The 17,621-nt window shown below is 49.1% G+C and carries 8 protein-coding genes, 1 other RNA gene and 1 pseudogene; 8 read left to right on the top strand and 2 right to left on the bottom strand.

The genetic code is table 11. The features are described from left to right. Window positions 1-450: 450 nt before the first annotated feature. Window positions 451-1,527 carry a class C sortase gene (locus BOCO_RS06565; protein ID WP_148140076.1) on the top strand — a complete coding sequence of 359 codons (1,077 nt, stop codon included), beginning with the start codon at window positions 451-453 and terminating at the stop codon, window positions 1,525-1,527. Window positions 1,528-1,641: 114 nt separating this feature from the next. Here BOCO_RS06565 and BOCO_RS06560 read toward each other — a convergent pair whose 3' ends face one another. Further along, window positions 1,642-3,987, bottom strand: a complete 2,346-nt coding sequence (locus tag BOCO_RS06560; protein ID WP_244568777.1) for a transglycosylase domain-containing protein — start codon at window positions 3,985-3,987, stop codon at window positions 1,642-1,644. A gap of 235 nt (window positions 3,988-4,222) precedes the next feature. Between BOCO_RS06560 and BOCO_RS06555 the strand changes: the two genes are divergently transcribed. Both BOCO_RS06555 and BOCO_RS06550 read left to right on the top strand, forming a co-directional pair. After that, complete coding sequence (locus BOCO_RS06555) at window positions 4,223-5,365, top strand: inositol-3-phosphate synthase (protein WP_094723444.1); 1,143 nt, start codon at window positions 4,223-4,225, stop codon at window positions 5,363-5,365. A 514-nt stretch (window positions 5,366-5,879) separates the two neighbouring features. Beyond that, entirely contained in the window at window positions 5,880-10,085 is a 4,206-nt protein-coding gene (locus tag BOCO_RS06550; protein ID WP_094723442.1) for a S8 family serine peptidase, read from the top strand. Window positions 10,086-10,197: 112 nt separating this feature from the next. Here BOCO_RS06550 and glf read toward each other — a convergent pair whose 3' ends face one another. Next, a complete protein-coding gene (gene glf / locus BOCO_RS06545; RefSeq protein WP_094723440.1) occupies window positions 10,198-11,358 on the bottom strand; it encodes a UDP-galactopyranose mutase in 1,161 nt (386 codons plus the stop codon). A gap of 236 nt (window positions 11,359-11,594) precedes the next feature. Between glf and BOCO_RS06540 the strand changes: the two genes are divergently transcribed. From BOCO_RS06540 to tmk, 5 genes and pseudogenes are all read left to right on the top strand, one after another. Further along, window positions 11,595-12,581, top strand: a complete 987-nt coding sequence (locus BOCO_RS06540) for a GMP reductase (protein WP_094723438.1) — start codon at window positions 11,595-11,597, stop codon at window positions 12,579-12,581. Window positions 12,582-12,655: 74 nt separating this feature from the next. Continuing rightward, window positions 12,656-12,752: signal recognition particle sRNA small type (gene ffs, locus BOCO_RS06535), an RNA gene on the top strand. A 101-nt stretch (window positions 12,753-12,853) separates the two neighbouring features. Further along, window positions 12,854-13,927, top strand: a complete 1,074-nt coding sequence (locus BOCO_RS06530; protein WP_094723436.1) for a phosphatase PAP2 family protein — start codon at window positions 12,854-12,856, stop codon at window positions 13,925-13,927. A 73-nt stretch (window positions 13,928-14,000) separates the two neighbouring features. Continuing rightward, window positions 14,001-16,928: a type I DNA topoisomerase gene (topA, locus tag BOCO_RS06525; protein ID WP_094723434.1), complete on the top strand. Its 2,928-nt coding sequence runs from the start codon at window positions 14,001-14,003 to the stop codon at window positions 16,926-16,928. Beyond that, window positions 16,925-17,593, top strand: a pseudogene (gene tmk, locus BOCO_RS06520) (dTMP kinase); the annotation flags it as partial. The gene topA and the pseudogene tmk, both read left to right, overlap by 4 nt. Window positions 17,594-17,621: the final 28 nt, after the last annotated feature.

Genomic DNA, 17,621 nt, shown 5'->3' with positions numbered 1-17,621 from the left:
AGCGGTAGTGGTTCTGGTGTATCGGAGAAATCATCACGAGTAAACACTGCTGGTAGAAGACTACCGTGGCTTGTATGGTAATCCCCCCAGCAAAGCCACGGTTGGTGGCGGGGGTTTACCGGGTTTGGTCTTTTTTCTCTTCCCAAACCTTGGTAAACCCCCGTATATCATTACCTAAACACAAGCATAAGAAAAACCCTAAGTCAGGAGTCTAAGAAAAACCTGAACACGGGTGTGTGTAAAACCTGGTCATGGGTATAAGAAAAACCCTAAGTCACAGAGTGAAAAACAAAACCTGATAAGGGTGTGTGTAAAGCCTGGTCATGGGCGTACGTAAAACCTCAACAGGGGTGTGGGGAAGAACCTAGACATGGATCATGGATCAGGGGGTGGTGTTTGTGTGTGGCTTGGTGTGGTGTTGGTAGTGTGGGCTGGCGTGTATGACGGGTAGTGGCAAGGGTGGAACAGGTGGGTTATCGGGTGGGATGGTGGCAGCGTGTACGGCGTGGTCAATGGTGGAGCGCGGTACTCGTGTTTGTGTTGGTAGCTGCTGGTGTGAGCGCGTTGGTGTATCCGTCAGCTGCTTCGTGGGTTGCTCAGTACGAGCAGTCACGCTTGATTGGTCAAGGGGTACCACATGAGGGTCAGGTATCAGCGCAAGAAGAGCAGCGTTACATACAAGCCGCGTACGCGTATAATAACGCGTTACATGCTGGTGCTGCTTACCGGGCAAACACGAACCAGCCATTTAGTCAACAGGGTAAGGATCTCCATGAACGGTACGAGCAGACCCTGCCAGCAGGACGCGGGTTGATGGCTCGGTTACAAGTGCCGAGTATTCGTGTTGATGTACCGGTGTATCACGGTACCAGTGATGCTACCTTGTTGATGGGTATCGGTCATTTAGAAGGCACGAGTGTGCCGGTGGGTGGTAGTGGTACCCACGCGGTGTTGACCGGGCATCGGGGGTTGGCTCAAGCGACGTTGTTTACGAATTTGGATAAAGTCAAGGTTGGTGACCAGTTCACTATCTCGAGTTTCCATCACGTGGTCACGTATCAGGTCGTGAACACACAGGTTGTTGAACCGGAACAGACTCGTAGTTTACAACCGGTTGAGGGTCAGGATTTAGTGACGTTGGTGACGTGTACTCCGTTAGGGATTAACACGCAGCGTATTTTTGTGACGGGTCAGCGAGTGTTTCCTACACCGGTTCAGGCCCGGCAGGCAGCGGTGAGTAAGCCTAGTGTTCCCTCGTTTCCTTGGTGGTTGTTGGTATTGGTAGTGGTGTTGGTGGCTGATAGTGGTTGGCTGGTAGTGAGTGTGAAACAACCAGGAAAGCATGGTTGGTTGGCGGGTAAGCGTGAACAAACAGGACACCAGCCAACCCATAAACCATCACACCAACCATCGCTCAAGCCATCACATCAACGAACACATAAACAATCAATCAAGCGATCACACCGGCCGAAACACAAGCTAATCTACAAACACCAGCCAACCCACCAACAACCAACCAACAACTAAAAATTGTCTTCTTCCACTACCGAAACAAAGTAACTCATTGATGGCAAGTCTCTTTGCTGAGTTCTCCCTAACTGGCGTTGTGACAGTTCAACTGCGATGTCGCTCCCGAACGAGCTATTGTCCAGAGTTGCCCTGCGTTTGTCCGGATTGAGGAGGTTGCACAGGTTGACTTGGTTGAACCGGCTGAATCGGTTGGACTGGTTGCATGGGCTGTGAAGGCTGGGCAGGGGCAGTATTTTGTTGTGTGCCTTGTGGTGAGGGAGCTTGCTGATTGGTCTGAGGCTTCTGTGGCTGCTGATAATTGTTATATGGGCGTTGGTAATTGTTATAACCGTAATTGTATGAAGAACCTCGTCCGGTTCCCCAAGTGCCATCAGGCCCTCCTATCTTGCCCTCATCTTTAGCTACCGGGAACTTCTCTTCCTGCATACCTTCCGTAGCTTTTTTCATATACTGAGTGAAGAGGTAGGTTGGGTAACCAGAGCCGTGAGGGTAGCCGGCGAAGTTAGGTATTTTTTGCGCAGAGCCGTCAGCGCCAGGGTACCAGATGCCGAACGTGGTGAGCACTGAAGGGGTGAACCCTGCAATTGATGCCGCAGTATCGTCATTAGCTGTACCAGTTTTAGCTGCTATGGTTTTTCCAACAGCTTTCGCTTGAGTGGCAGTTCCGTATTGGACAGTACCAGTCATGGCTTTTTGTAGCAGTGCAACTTGGTTACTGTTGAAGACCTGCTCGCCTACAGTGGATGGCGTGTAGAGTTCCTGGTCTTTGGAATCTGAAACGTTGCTGACGAGGTGGAGGTCGACTTTCTTACCCCCATTCGCAATAGTCTGGTAGCCCTGAGTTAGGTCGTATGCAGTAAGTGCATCCAGCCCTAAGGCGTCGAAGGTTGTGGAATCGTCAATCTTGCCTTCGATGCCGGCCGTGTGCGCCACTTGAGCAGTTTTTTTAGCTGTTACATGTTCGTTTAAATCCATAAAAGCAGTGTTAACTGAATTGGCCAGTGCGGAATACAAGTTGACATAGCCGTAGCTGATGTTTTCTGCATTTGCGACTGACTTGCCTACGCTCTGGAAGGTTCGCGGTGAATTTCCATTGAAAACAGTATTGAGGTTTACTCCGGATTGTATAGCACCAAGAAGGGTAAATACCTTCATAGTTGAGCCAACTTGGAAGTGGGCTTGGCTTGCATTGTTGAGCTGGTTCTTAAGGTAGTCATCGCCCGCGTAGAAGGAAATGATAGACCCATCTTTAGGATTGACAGAGATGCCCCCTACCTGTAAGCCTTCTGGAAGATGTTTGGCTGGGTTAGTGGGAGAAGCCACCTGATTCATTAAGTCTTGTTTGTCTTTGTCAATAGTGGTGACAATCTTATAGCCACCGGTATCTAGCTCATCTGCTGTGAAGGGGGCTTTTTTACCAGAGCTCAGTTCGGTGCGTACCATGCGTAGCAGGTATCCATTGGGGCCTTGGTAGACATTCTGAGGAGAGTAGTCAATAGTCTTTGGCATGAGGGCATCATGCTGTTCCTTGGAGTTGATATAACCATCTTCCTGCATGATGGATAGTACGCGGTGGAAGCGTGATTCTGCTTGTGTTGGATTCACAGCAGGATCCCAGGAAGTAGGGGCAGGAATAATGCCCGCTAATGCGGCAGCTTCCGCTAGGCTGAGATCTTTTGCATCTTTGCCAAAGTACGCCTGGGATGCGGCTTGAATGCCGTATGCACCTCTACCTAAATATATGGTGTTCATGTAGTTACACAAGACACCATCTTTATCTTCTGTTTGTGTAATCTTCAAAGCTAATATAGCTTCGCGCAATTTACCTGTGTATGAGGTGGTTTCGCCTAAGTAGTAGCGCTCAGCATACTGCTGGGTGATGGTGGAGCCACCCTGACGGGTGCCCTTAGTGACGTTATTGAGGAGGGCGCGGCCAATGCCCTTGAGATCAATGCCTGAGTCCGAATAGAAAGATCGATTTTCTGAGGCAATAATTGCCTGACTGACATACTTAGGCAGGGGAGTGCAATTGATGATTTCTCGGTTTTGTTCAGCATATGTCCCAACTGGTGTCGTTCCGTCTGAAAAATAGACGGTCGTTTTTTGGGCAAGAGCTTGTTTTTCTGGTGGTACAACTTCGGTAGTTACATACAAATAGACAAATGCGGCGATAGCTAGTAAGAAGAGGCATCCTATGATGCTAAGTGTCCACTTGAGAATGCGATGACGCTTGCGTGGCTTGCCATTGGGGCTGATGTTGGGGCGAGTTTTTAGGCTTCTACCGCCATTTCCACTGCTGCGGAGATTGGATGAGGCACTAGTGCGTCTCCGTTGACTATTGTTGGGAAGGCGCGAACTGGTATGCCTACCAGCGGAACCACTGCCTTTGGCAGGTGCAGAGCGAGTCTGCCTTGGCTGTGGAGGCATTGAAGAGAGTGACTTTGTCGCAAATGTCATAGTTACAACGCTAATAGCTGGGTTCGTCATGTTTGTGCTAAAGGAGTAAGCTTACATAATTTTTGTACGTTTGCCTGCTCTCTTCCCCTGTATACAGGCACGTGTTTGGCGAACTTGTTGTGTCGTATGTGAGATTTCTTGAGCATTTCAGTGTGAATATTTCTGGCTCATCGTCAGATACTCCTCCCGTAACGGTATGCTGGAAGTGGTATTAGTGATTATCAGAGGAGTTCGTATGAGCATCCGTGTAGCTATAGCAGGCGTTGGTAACTGTGCTTCGTCGCTAGTGCAGGGAGTCGAATATTACAAAGACGCGAAAGATGACGCAAAGATCCCAGGGATCATGCACGCCAATTTCGGTGGTTACCGAATTCATGACGTTGAATTTGTGGCAGCTTTTGATGTGGATTCGCTCAAGGTCGGTAAAGACCTAAGTGAGGCCATTTTCGCTTCGCAAAACAATACGTACAAATTCTCAGACGTACCAAGCTTGGGTGTAGAGGTCTTGCGCGGTCCCACTGAGGATGGTTTGGGTGAGTATTACCGGCAGATGGTTACCGAGTCGGATGCCCCTGTTGTCGATGTAGCTCAAGTGCTGCGCGATAAGCAGGTTGACGTTCTGGTTTCATACCTGCCTGTGGGCTCAGAGCAAGCTGATAAGGCATATGCGCAGGCTGCTATAGATGCTGGCTGCGCCTTCGTTAACTGCCTGCCAGTCTTTATCGCTTCCGATCCTGAATGGGCTCAGAAGTTCCGTGACGCTGGTGTGCCTATTATTGGTGACGACATTAAGAGCCAGGTAGGCGCTACCATTACCCACCGTGTGATGGCCAGACTGTTTGAAGACCGCGGAGTGCATCTGGATCGTACGTATCAGCTGAACGTGGGCGGCAATATGGACTTTATGAACATGTTGCAGCGTTCCCGTTTGGAGTCTAAGAAGATCTCGAAGACTCGTGCTGTTACTTCGATTGTGCCTCACGAGATGGATTCCCACAATGTTCACATCGGTCCTTCGGATTATGTGGCATGGTTGGATGACCGCAAGTTCGCTTTCGTCCGCTTGGAAGGTACCACTTTCGGTGATGTACCGCTGAACTTGGAGTACAAGCTAGAAGTTTGGGATTCCCCCAACTCGGCAGGCATCGTTATTGATGCTATCCGTGCAGCTAAGATTGCTTTGGATCGTCATTTGGCAGGACCAGTATTGGCTCCTTCTTCCTACTTTATGAAGTCCCCCGCTGTGCAGCATGAAGACAACGAGGCTCATCAGTTGGTAGAAGACTACATCGCAGGTAAGGTTGAATCCAATGCGGATTCCTTGAATGCTGATGTGCAAGCTGCCAAAGATAACGGCAAGGACGTTTGGCACGCCTGATGATAAGGCTTCTGCTAGCCAGTAGTAATAGGTGTAGTGGCAAGACGTAGCAACAACACATAGTAACAACACTGTGTAGTTAAAGAGCTATGTAGCAACAAGCTATGCAGTAATAATAGAGGGTCACCTGCGATTGGGCGGGTGTCCCTCTTGCTATATCTGCTGAACCTTGTGAGACTAGGTCCTGTTTTGAGTAGAGCTATGGCAATTGCTGATAGTCAACATCTATATACCGCTATAGTGCATATGGGCAGTTGAGGGGAAGTTGCTCAATGAGTAAACACTGTTGTTAACAATTCTGTGCTGGCACACGAGAGCCCTTGCGGTAGGAAAAGTGGTATTTTGCTTGATTACGGAGCTTTGTAAGGGCGCAGAGATCCGAATTATGGAGATCTGACATATAGTGGACATTTTGCGCGGTCGTAACATTGCTTTCTCTATTGTATGAAATCAAGTACATGTTTGCTGGTCAAGCTCAAGTACTTCATAAAGTAACAAGAGAAAAGAGAAAGCCATGGATATAAACAAGAAAATCTCTTGTTGGGTGGCTGTTTTCGCGAGTTCGGCGATGATAGCCTCTGTAGCTGCGATTGCATTCTCTGCGGAGCGTGCACCCGCAGTCCAAGCAGGAAAGTCCGTTTCTGTAGCGGGCCCTCTGGCAAAAAAGCTGCAAAATGCTAGCGGGCAGGTAACCGCCTTTATTGAGGTGAAGGAGACCTCTGGAGTTGAGCAAAAGGTTGCTAAGCGCCATCAACTTGATAGGCAGCGTTCGGTGATGTCCGACGAACAAAAAGAACAGCGGGCAAATGAAGATGGTCGTAAGCAAGCTCAAAAAGCACAGCAGACCTCTGATACTGTTTTTCAACAGTTACAGTCTATCGATCATCAGGCTTCAAAACTATACAACACTTCCTACAGTATTTCGGGCGTAGCAGTCAAAGCAGACGCAGCAGCGTTACGAAAGCTGGCAGAACAATCTCATCAAATAGTCCGTATTTCTTCCATTGCACATATGGTTCCTATGGAAGAACAGGCAAACTCAGCAACACAACAAAAAGTCCAAGAGCCTCAAAATAAAAATAGCGATGCGCTGCTTAACTCTATAAAGACGTGGAACCAAACTGGTAAAACCGGGAAAGGTATTAATATAGCTGTCGTCGATACTGGACTGGATTACACGCATGCAGATTTTGGTGGTTCTGGTAACGCGGCGGATTACAACACGGCCGTTGCGACAACAAGCAATCCGCTGGCTGATCCTAATCTAAAAACTAAACTTAATCCGGAAAAGTACAAAGGTGGTTTTGACTTTGCAGGACGAACCTACGATGGTAGAAACAACCTCAGTCCTGATCCCGACCCCAATCCTATTGATGGAAGAGGTGGTCATCACGGCACTCACGTAGCTGGTTCAACTGCTGGTTATGGTGTCAATACAGATGGCACACGTTTTGCGGGAGATTATAAGAATGTCAGTGCTGCTGACGTAGCAAGAATGAAGATTGGTCCAGGTTCAGCACCTGAAGCTGGAATATACGCGCTCAAAGTTTTCGGCGATAATGGTGGTTCTACGGAGCTGGTTGGAGATGCCCTTGATTGGGTTGCTCGGCATAATCTTACGGCAGCTTCGGAAGATAAAATCAGCATTGTGTCGATGTCATTAGGTGGCGGCTTTAATCAGACGGACGACCCGGAGAACAAACAGGTGGATGCCCTTTCCAAGCTAGGTGTTATTTCGGTAATTGCTGCTGGTAATGCTGATGATGTGACGGATGTAATTGGTTCTCCGGGAACTGCCCGTAGCTCTTTAACAGTTGCAGCTAGTCAGTCAGGAAAAGTTTTGCAAGATGCAGTGAAGGTAGCTGCTGGTCCTCAATCCATAATGAACAAGTCTTTGGCTGGGCAGTATTCAAGTTCTTACACCATTCCTGGCTTCTCTGTTACAGCAGGGGTGGCCCGAGTTTCTGATCCGAACAATGCTGACGGATGCAAGGCTTACTCATCAGCTGATGCTGGAAGAGTGAATGGGAAAATCGCCTATGTTAAGTGGGATGACCATGCAGTAGCCTGTGGGTCTCGAGTTCGTTTTAATCATGCCGCAGCTGCTGGTGCTGTCGGTATCGTCTTTGGTTCGCAAACGAACATTCCTGAGGCTGGAATCGCTGGCAACGATAGAATTCCTGGCTTCCAGTTAGTTAAGTCTGCTGATCAGAATCCTGACTTCCAAGCAGCAATTGACAACGGTAGCCTCCAACTCACTCTTGACGACAACTTACACAGAAGCTTAGAATCTGACTATTCCGCTGAGAAGGAAGACACTATTGCAAGTTTCACTTCGCGTGGTCTTCATGGTTCCTTTGACGGTACTATCAAGCCTGATGTTGCTGCTCCTGGTGTGGGCATCATCTCTGCGTCTGCGGGTTCTGGAAATAATCCAGAAGTAATGAGTGGAACATCTATGGCAACACCCCTGACCTCTGGAGTTACGGCTCTTGTTCGTCAGGCTCATCCGGATTGGAACGCTTATACAGTCAAGGCACAGATGATGAACACAGCCGATCATGATGTGCTAACTGCTGACCTTACTCAAGCATATGCTCCCATTCGTGTGGGAACTGGTCGTATCGATGCATACGCTGCTGTTAATAATTCAGTACAAGTTGCAGCAGATGATCCTGTTGTTGTCAGCGGGCAGTTTGGTATTGTGCAAGTACCGAAGGAAGGTATCTCACAAGAGAAGCAATTCACCGTTTCCAATACGAGTGATCAGCCTTCCACTTATGCTATTTCGTATGTTCCGCGAACATCGACCCCAGGTGTGGAATACAAGCTCAGTACCAACAGCATTACCGTAGCTGCTCATAGCACAGCTTCGTTTAGTGTTACTTTGAGTATCCCTGACCAAAGCGCCTTACGGCATACTCGAGACCAGACACAGACAGCTGAATTTGGAGGCAAGCATCGTTCATATGTCACTGATGCCTCTGGGATTATCAAGCTAACACCGCCAGCTGGCAGTCCTCACCCATACGGATTGAGAGTGGCGGTATCGTCTGCACCCAAACCAATATCTCAAACGAATGTTACCTATGATCAGACTGTAGGCAAGGCCACACAGTTGTCTATTGCTGGTCATGGTGTCGCACAGGGGTCAGGGGCAGAAGGATATACGTCCAAACTGGTACCTCTACAATTAGGCGTGCAAGATCCGGTAGACGTGAATTACGGTGTGCCGGGTCGAGTTGCTCAACGTAGTTTAGCCTCGGCTGATATTCGCGCAGTAGGTTATTCTTCCACGTCTGCGCAGGTATCTGATCCTTCTCAAGGTATGCTCTCCTTTGGTATTGTCACGGATAAGACTTGGAGCCACCTGGGCAATGGGAATCCAACGCCCATAGTAGAGATTGATACTAACAAAGACAGTCACGCTGACTATCAAATTCAGGCAGATACGGAAAGTGTGTCCGGTAAGCAATATGACACTGTCATTGCACGTACATACAAATTAGATGCTAATGGTAATGGGATTGAAGTAGTTGATGAGCAGCCTGTTGATGACAGCTTTATCTCGGATTCTAACCAAGTGGTGCTTTCAGTTAAACTCTCAGCTCTTGGTTTTACGGCAACGAGCACTGAGGCCCCTATAGGCTACAAGGTTTCGATGCTATCTGCTTACGCTATAAACACTAGTATTGCCGACACCGCCGGCGATGTGAGTACTGATGTCTTTGATGCTTACCACCCAGATGTGTGGTTTGGGTCAGCGGGTGCTAATGGCAACGGTATCTCCTTCTTTGATGATAAGCAAGGTGTCAAGATTCAAACACATGATCAGCAAGTGTCTCCAATGTCAACTCCGTTGGTAAGGAGTTCTGGTCCGGCTGCAGTGCTCAGCATTCACACACTCGGCATGGCTCCAGAACATGCAGATAGTGAATGTAAGCTGGACATCACTATGTTGCATGCCGTTGATGAGTCACGTATTCAATCGGCTATTGACCAGTTCTCTCAGTTGGATTCCAGTCAATATACTCCAGCTTCATGGTCTGCACTCCAAGCGGCTTTGGCTGCTGCCCGCCAAGCCATAGCTAATCCGGATTCGACGCAAGCCGATTTGGATCGTGCCTATGCTGAATTGAATACTGCCTACAATGGTTTGACTCGTACTTCGCCAGTTATTAGTAAAGATAAGCTCAAAGTTGCTGTCGAAATAGCTAAGCAGATTACTTCAGCCGACTTCACGCCAGAAAGCTGGAAGTTTGTGCAGACAGCTCTTGAAAAAGCTGAAGCTGTGCTAGCAGATCCTAATGCAAGTCAGGCTGATGTCGATGCTGCTGAACAGGCTTTGACGGCTGCAATGGCTCAACTTTCCAAGCCTGAAAAGAAGCCTGGTGAAGGCAATGGCGGTTCCGAGCCAGGTAGTGGCAGCGGTTCTGGGTCCAGTACTCTCAAACCTGGAAACGAAGCTGGCAAGAGTCAAGCAGTACCGTCAGGATCGAATACTATCAATCCGACCTCAATGAGTAGTCCCAATGCTATCAACCCGATTTCAACCAGTAGTACCAATACTGGTACAGGGTCAGCTAGTGGCTTGTCTACAACAGGCGCAAGAGTTGATGTCATAGTTGTTTGTGCTCTGGTTTGTACTCTGGCAGCAAGTTGTCTGTACTTTGGTAGCCGTTCTCAAAAGTCAGTATATGGCATGCACATAAAAAGCTAAGACCTGATTGGATGGGAACGATCTGGTGAGATCATAACAAGCCCGTATGCTCCGAGGAATGTACTTCCTCGGAGCATACGGGCTTTTATGTACCTGCAAGCTATTGCTGTAATCAGTTCTTCAGCATGGGCTCAATCTGCTTGTCGAAAGCAATCAAGGCGGAGTTAATGACTTGATGCATATCGTAGTAGGCATAGGTACCCAAGCGTCCACCGAAAACTACCTGAGGCTGCTGCTCAGTAAGCTCTTTGTACTGGCTGTAGAGAGAACGGTCAGCAGCTGTGTTGATGGGGTAGTAGGGCTCGTCCCCTTTACGGGCGAAGCGAGAATATTCTTCCCATACGACAGTGCGCTCATGGTTGAGTTGGTCATACCGTTCTGGGTTGAAATTTTTAAATTCAATGGCTCGGGTGTAAGGCACATCTGGGTCAGAAAAATTCATAACAGGGCAACCAAAGTGGTCATCTTCGTTATATCGCTGCTCCTTAAAGTAGACCGTGCGCCACTGTAATTCACCTAGCTGGTAATCGAAGTAGCGGTCAACTGGTCCGGTGTAGACGACCGGTACTTGTCCCACCAAAGCGTCACGGTTCCACGGTTGGCTTGGGTCGAAGAAGTCAGTGGACAAACTGACGCTAATGCGAGGGTCGTCAATCATGCGTTCAAACCAGGCTGTATAGCCATCTTTAGGTAGGCCTTCCCAAGTGTCTTTGAAATAGTGATTATCGTAATTAAAGCGCACTGGCAACCGCTTAATAATGGAAGCAGGTAGCTCGCTGGGATCTGTCTGCCACTGCTTTGCTGTGTAATTTTTAATGAAGGCCTCATACAGGGGACGACCAATGAGTGAAATACCCTGATCATTGAGATTTTCTGGATCAGTACCAGCTAGCTCGCCAGCCTGTTCAGCAATGACATTACGCGCCTGCTCTGGCGTGTAGTGGGAATGGAAAAACTGGTTGATGGTACCGAGGTTGATGGGTAAGGGGAAGACCTCACCGTTGTGGGTGGTGTAGACGCGATGTGTGTAATGAGTAAACTCGGTAAAGCGGTTGACGTATTCCCAGACCTTAGCGTTGGAGGTGTGGAAGAGGTGGGCGCCATACTGGTGGATTTCTGCCCCAGTTTCTTCATCTTTGTAGGAATATGCATTTCCACCGATATGGTCGCGAACATCAATAATGTGCACTCGCGCACCAGTTTTTTCAACTGCTTGTTGGGCCACGGTCAGTCCAAAAAGCCCTGCTCCCACAACAACTAAATCCGCGTCCATAACCTTGCTCCAGATGTTCTTGCCTGATATCTCTTGCTTATCTTACCAATCCTTGCTCGTAAAACCAGGAACAATGAGGTAAAGATAGCGTAATTGTGGAAGAATGCGGTGTTCACACTGGGGGTTTCACAGCTGAGTAATCAGGGAAGTCGCACTTTCGGCGGACCTCTTGCTATGCTGGTTGGCGCCGGAATGTGGGGCAAAGTTCCCGCTGGCTACAGAAGGAGCAGACAGGCATGATCCCTTCAGAAGTATTCGATTACGAAGACGTGCAGCTTATTCCTAATAAGTGCGTTATTGAGAGCCGGTCCGAGGCCGATACCTCTGTCCAATTTGGCCCTCAAACCTTTAAGATACCGGTTGTACCAGCCAACATGGAGACGGTTATCAACGAGGAATTAGCTCAATGGCTGGCTGAAAATGGATACTTTTATGTAATGCATCGTTTTGAGCCAGAACGTCGGTTGGGCTTCATAGAGCGTATGCATGAACGAGGTCTTTACGCTTCTATTAGCGTTGGTGTGAAGCAGAGTGAACATGATTTTATAGATGAACTCGCTGCTGCTGGACAGGTTCCGGAGTACGTTACGATCGATATTGCTCACGGTCATTCCGACTCAGTGATTCGCATGATTGCCCACTTGAAGCAGGCTTTACCTGGTGCTTTTGTCATTGCAGGCAATGTAGGGACGCCTGAAGCAGTTCGCGAACTAGAAAATGCTGGCGCTGATGCTACCAAGGTTGGAATTGGTCCGGGCAAGGCATGTATTACTAAACTCAAGACTGGTTTTGGAACGGGAGGCTGGCAGCTTGCTGCGGTGAGATTATGTGCCAAGGCAGCCCGTAAGCCCGTTATTGCTGACGGCGGTATTCGTTATAACGGTGATATTGCCAAGTCTATTCGTTTTGGTGCGACCATGGTTATGGTTGGCTCCCTCCTAGCTGGTCACGAGGAGTCACCAGGAGGCAAAATTACCATTGAAGGCAAGACCTACAAGCAGTATTGGGGTTCGGCCTCGGAAAAGCAAAAAGGTGCCTACCGTAATGTGGAAGGCAAACAAATGTTAATTCCTTACCGTGGTTCTATTGCTGATACGTTGCAAGAGATCAGACAAGATTTGCAGTCTTCTATCTCTTATGCTGGCGGGCAGAAGCTTATGGACATTCGTCACGTGGACTACGTCATAGTTAACAACTCAGTGTTGAACGGCGACAATTACTGATTTCTGTGCTGGCTGGATTATTACGAGGAAAAACATTCCGCACTCGCAAATATCCGCGCACACCGCTACTATAGAAAGTGCTCTCACGTGGCGTTATGTCACCCAATCCCCCCAGGGCAGGAATGCAGCAAGGGTAAGTGGCCTCTGACGGGTGCGTGAGAGTTTTCTATTACGTGCTTTACACTTTCCAATGACGAGTACATAGTGTTGCTACCCCTCCTTATGCTTTTTGTTGAATAGGAATTCGTGGGTAGTAGATAGAGTTTTGAGATATGACAAATCCGTATGGCAGTGGCTGGAGTGATCAGGGTGCATCCGTAGACAAGGGTGGCACTCAGGCGGCTTTACAGGACTTGCAGAATCTGGCGAATGCTGGAGATCTGACAGCGACCCAAGAGATGGAAGACATGCAGGACATGGACCCTCTGATTGGGCGACCCCGTGCTTCTTCTTGGATAGCTTGCCTTATTGCTGGTCTTATGATGGTTGCGGCGGCTATGGGACTGTGGTGGTTGAGTGCTTATACAGTTGCAGGCCAAGAGTACGAGGATGAAGTCTACCGGAATTTTGCGGGGTATGTGTCCCAGGTTCCTCTTTTGAAGAGCATGCTGGGCGTATTCGTTATCAGCAAACTTACCATCGGTATCTGCTCTGTTGTTGCTCTAGGCTCATATGTCATAGCGGCCTTACGGAAGCGTTGGTGGTTGTTAGGACAAGTGCTGATTTACTCTGTCGTTGCATGTGGACTTCAGTTCTTACTCAAGATGACTCTGCCTCATCCTCACATTGTTGATATTGAGGCTATGCAAGGTAATTCTGCTCCTTCAGGTCACACGATGCTTGCGGTTACAGCTGCAATCATATTAGTCTGTGTTGTGCCGCGTGCATGGAGAGCTTTAAGTGCTGTTTTCGGTTTGCTGCTGACACTTGCTGTAGGGTGTTCTGTTATTGACGGTCGCTGGCATCGCCCAACAGATGTGGTGATGGCTATTCTCATTTCTGGAGCTCTAGCGCTCTTCATGCTAGCGTTTACTAGGGCTTCAGGTATGGATGACATAGGAACCCGATACTCGTCTGCTAGTGTGCAAGTTGTTTCAACAGTTTTGCTCACAGCAGGTATTCTTGGTTGCTGCTACGGGGCTTTTGTTGTGTGGCAGATGGTTGCTGGTCTACAAATGGGTGCACGTTGGACTTTTTACGGCGCGCACGTATCTGCGGTGGTGTTTATTGCTTCCTCGGCTGCTATCGTCTTTGGAACTGTGCTAGCCTTACGGCAAGTGACAGCTTCGCCTCTGTCTAAGATTGGTCTGTTGGGTGCGCCACCCACACCTCCGGGTAAGGTGTAAGACTGTGTCGTGTGGCGGTTGGCCACTGTTGGTGAGTAAGATACGAGCGTAAGCGTATATAAAAGGAGAAGCCATGGCAAACGGCAACAAGCTCGTCATCGTGGAGTCACCTACCAAGGCAAAGAAAATAGGTGGGTACCTTGGTCCTGGCTACACGGTTATGGCCTCGGTCGGGCATATTCGCGACTTAGCCAAGCCTTCACAAATTCCGGCTTCGCAAAAGGAACATTTTGGAAAATTCGGGGTTGATGTAGACCACGATTTCAAGCCCTATTACATAGTCGACAGCAATAAAACGAAAACAGTTGCTGGCCTTAAGCAGGCATTGAAAAATGCTGATGAACTCTATCTGGCAACTGATGAGGACCGTGAGGGAGAGGCTATTGCCTGGCATCTCGTGCAAACGTTGAAGCCAAAAGTTCCTGTTAAGCGCATGGTCTTTCATGAGATTACGCCTGAAGCTATTCAAGATTCTTTGCACCACACGCGAGATGTGGACTCCAACATGGTGGTGGCACAAGAGACCCGACGCGTGCTTGACCGCTTGTATGGCTATGAATTGTCTCCTGTCCTGTGGCGTAAGGTTGGCCCAGGATTATCTGCAGGCCGTGTGCAGTCAGTGGCCACACGACTCATTGTGGAGCGGGAGCGGGAGCGTATTGCCTTCGTTCGAGCACCTTATTGGGATTTGCAGGCAACGCTTGCTGTAAGCAGTGATCTAGCAGAATCGGGAAAAGAGACTTTCCAAGCTCGTATGGTAGAGCTGGGCGGTAAACGTTTGGCTGTGTCCAAAGATTTCACCGCTGAAGGGAAGTTGACTGACTCTGCAAGCAAGGATAAGGTTGTTCAGCTTGATGAACAGCTGGCTAGTAAGTTGGCAGATGAACTTAAGGATGCGGACTTTACTGTTGCCGGTTTGGAAACTCGTCCATATCGGCGTAGGCCACAACCGCCGTTTACGACCTCAACTATGCAACAAGCTGCGGGTAATCGCTTGGGTATGAGTTCGCGAGCCAGTATGCGGGCGGCCCAGAGTCTGTATGAAAATGGTTACATTACGTATATGCGAACCGATTCAGTCACGCTGTCTCAGCAGGCAATCACAGCTGCCCGTCAGAGTGTGGAGGAAGTATATGGTAAGCAGTACCTGGCTGAGGGGCCTAAGCAGTATGCCACGAAAACCGCTGGTGCTCAAGAGGCTCACGAATGCATTCGTCCTGCTGGATCGCACTTCCGTACACCGCAAGAGCTAGCGGCAACACTGCCACCAGATCAGTTAAAACTCTACACGTTAATTTGGCAGCGTACACTCGCTTCCCAGATGGCAGATGCTACTGGTTCTACAGCTACAGTTCGTATTAGTGCCCCCACGCAGAGTCGGGGAGAGTCTATCTTCCAGGCCTCCGGTACGGTTATTGAATTTCCTGGTTTTATGAAAGCTATGGGGTACGCTAGTGACCCTGCTAAGGGTGCCCAGGAAGATGGGTCTTTGCCGCAGATGAGCCAATCTGAGCAACTCAAGGCCAGCGCAGTCGAACCTGAAGGGCATGAGACTCAACCACCTGCTCGATATACTGAAGCTTCTCTTGTGAAGACATTGGAGGCTAAGGAAATCGGTCGTCCTTCAACCTATGCTTCGATTATTTCGACCATCATTGATCGTGGCTATGTGTATGAGCGTGGTAGGGCCTTGATTCCTTCTTGGCTGGCTTTTTCAGTCATTAAGCTGCTGGAGACAAACTTCCCCCAATACGTGGATTATCACTTCACGGCGCTCATGGAAAACGGCCTTGACCAAATTGCTCACGGTGAAGAGACTGGTAAGGAGTGGTTGACCCGCTTTTACTTTGGTTCAGGTCCCGGAGCAGCCAAAAGTGCAGAGGAAGCTCACAAGGGGCTACAGGAGCAGGTTGCTCAGTTGGGCGAAATTGACGCCCACCAAGTTAATACCATTGAGATTGGCGACGGTCTTCAAGTACGTGTGGGACGCTACGGTCCATACTTAGAGGACACTGCTCACTTGGATGATAAAGGTAACCCTAAGCGGGCTTCCTTGCCAGAAGATCTAGCGCCTGATGAATTGACAGTTGAGAAGGGGCGCGATCTCATTAATTCCAATTCCGGAGGCCCCCGAGTTCTGGGAACTGACCCTGACACTGGCGGTCGTGTTGAATTGCGTACGGGTAGGTTTGGCCCTTACCTAGCTCTTATCACGCCTGAGATAGAGCAGGAGATGAAAGAGGTAGAGGAGAAGAAGGCTGCTGGTGCAAAGAAAGTTGCAGAACCGAAGCCTAAGATGGCCTCCCTCTTCAAAACAATGAATCCAGACACAGTTACCCTTGATGATGCGTTGAAATTACTCGCTCTGCCGCGGCAGGTGGGACAAATTGAAATAAGTGATGCAAAGACTGGTGAGGTTGCTCAAGCCACTGTAACAGCTAACAACGGGCGTTATGGTCCTTACCTTACGAGCACCAAAGCAGACGGTACGACTGATACCCGTTCCCTGTCTTCCGAAGATCAGATCTTCACCGTAGATGCAGCGACTGCGCAAGAGCTCTTTAGTCAACCCAAATATGGACGTAGGGCTCGTGGGGCAGCTAAGCCTCCGCTGCGTGAGCTGGGACCAGATCCTGAAACAGGTAAAGCTGTCAGTATTAAAGATGGGTTCTATGGGGCCTACATCACTGATGGTGAGACTAATCGCACGCTGCCTAAACAATACACGGCAGCATCAATCGAACCGCAGGTTGCCTTCCAATTGTTGGCAGAAAAGAGGGCTGCTGGTCCTACCAAGAGACGGCGTAAGACCAGCACTCGCAAGACTACCAGCGGGAAGTCTACAGCAGGCAAGAAAACTACAGGAAGTAAGAAGTCTACAAAGACAACAAAAACCAGTGCGACTTCGTCTGCTAAGTCCGCAACAGCATCTCAAAGCAGCCCTAAGAAGACGACAACAACCGGGCGGACGAAGCGTACAACAAGTGGGGGTAAGGCATGAGTGTAGGTCTCTTTATTTCATTTGAAGGTGTTGATGGTGCCGGCAAGACAACTCAGATCCAACGTGCACATGACTTCCTTCGTGCAAAGGGTTTACGCTCACTCGTAACTCGTGAGCCTGGTGGCACTCCGGTCGGTCTTGCCATTCGTGAGTTGGTCTTGCATGGTATGTCGTCTTTCCCTTCGATAGCTGTCACTGGCGGTACAGATGTAGTCAGTGCTTCAGATGACCTCTACTCACGCACCGAAGCACTGCTGTATGCAGCAGATCGGGCTGAGCATGTTTCGCGGTTCATTCGACCTGCGCTCGATCGCGGTGATATTGTTTTATGCGATCGATACAGCGATTCTTCTATCGCCTATCAATCGGGTGGCCGTCGACTGGAAGAACAAGAAGTTGATACTTTAAGTCGGTGGGCCGCAGATGGACTCAGTCCTGATCGCACCTACTTGTTAGATGTGGATCCAGCGCAATCACTCGCCCGTGTGAACGATGAGCCTGACCGTATGGAAACAGCTGGTGAGGATTTCCAACAGCAGGTGAGAGCTAAGTTCCTCAAGCTTGCCAAGCAGAATCCGGATCGGTTCCTTGTTATCGACGCTTCGCAATCAGTCAATGAAGTATGGCAGATCATCCAAGCTGATTTGGAAGCCCTGACCGCTGATATGCCTGTCAATATTATTGACAATTTAG

It is taken from the genome of Bombiscardovia coagulans, from assembly GCF_002259585.1.
Classification (GTDB): Bacteria; Actinomycetota; Actinomycetes; order Actinomycetales; family Bifidobacteriaceae; genus Bombiscardovia; species Bombiscardovia coagulans.
The sequence above is the reverse complement of the archived record's forward strand: the minus strand, read 5'-3'. Positions and strand labels throughout refer to the sequence as shown.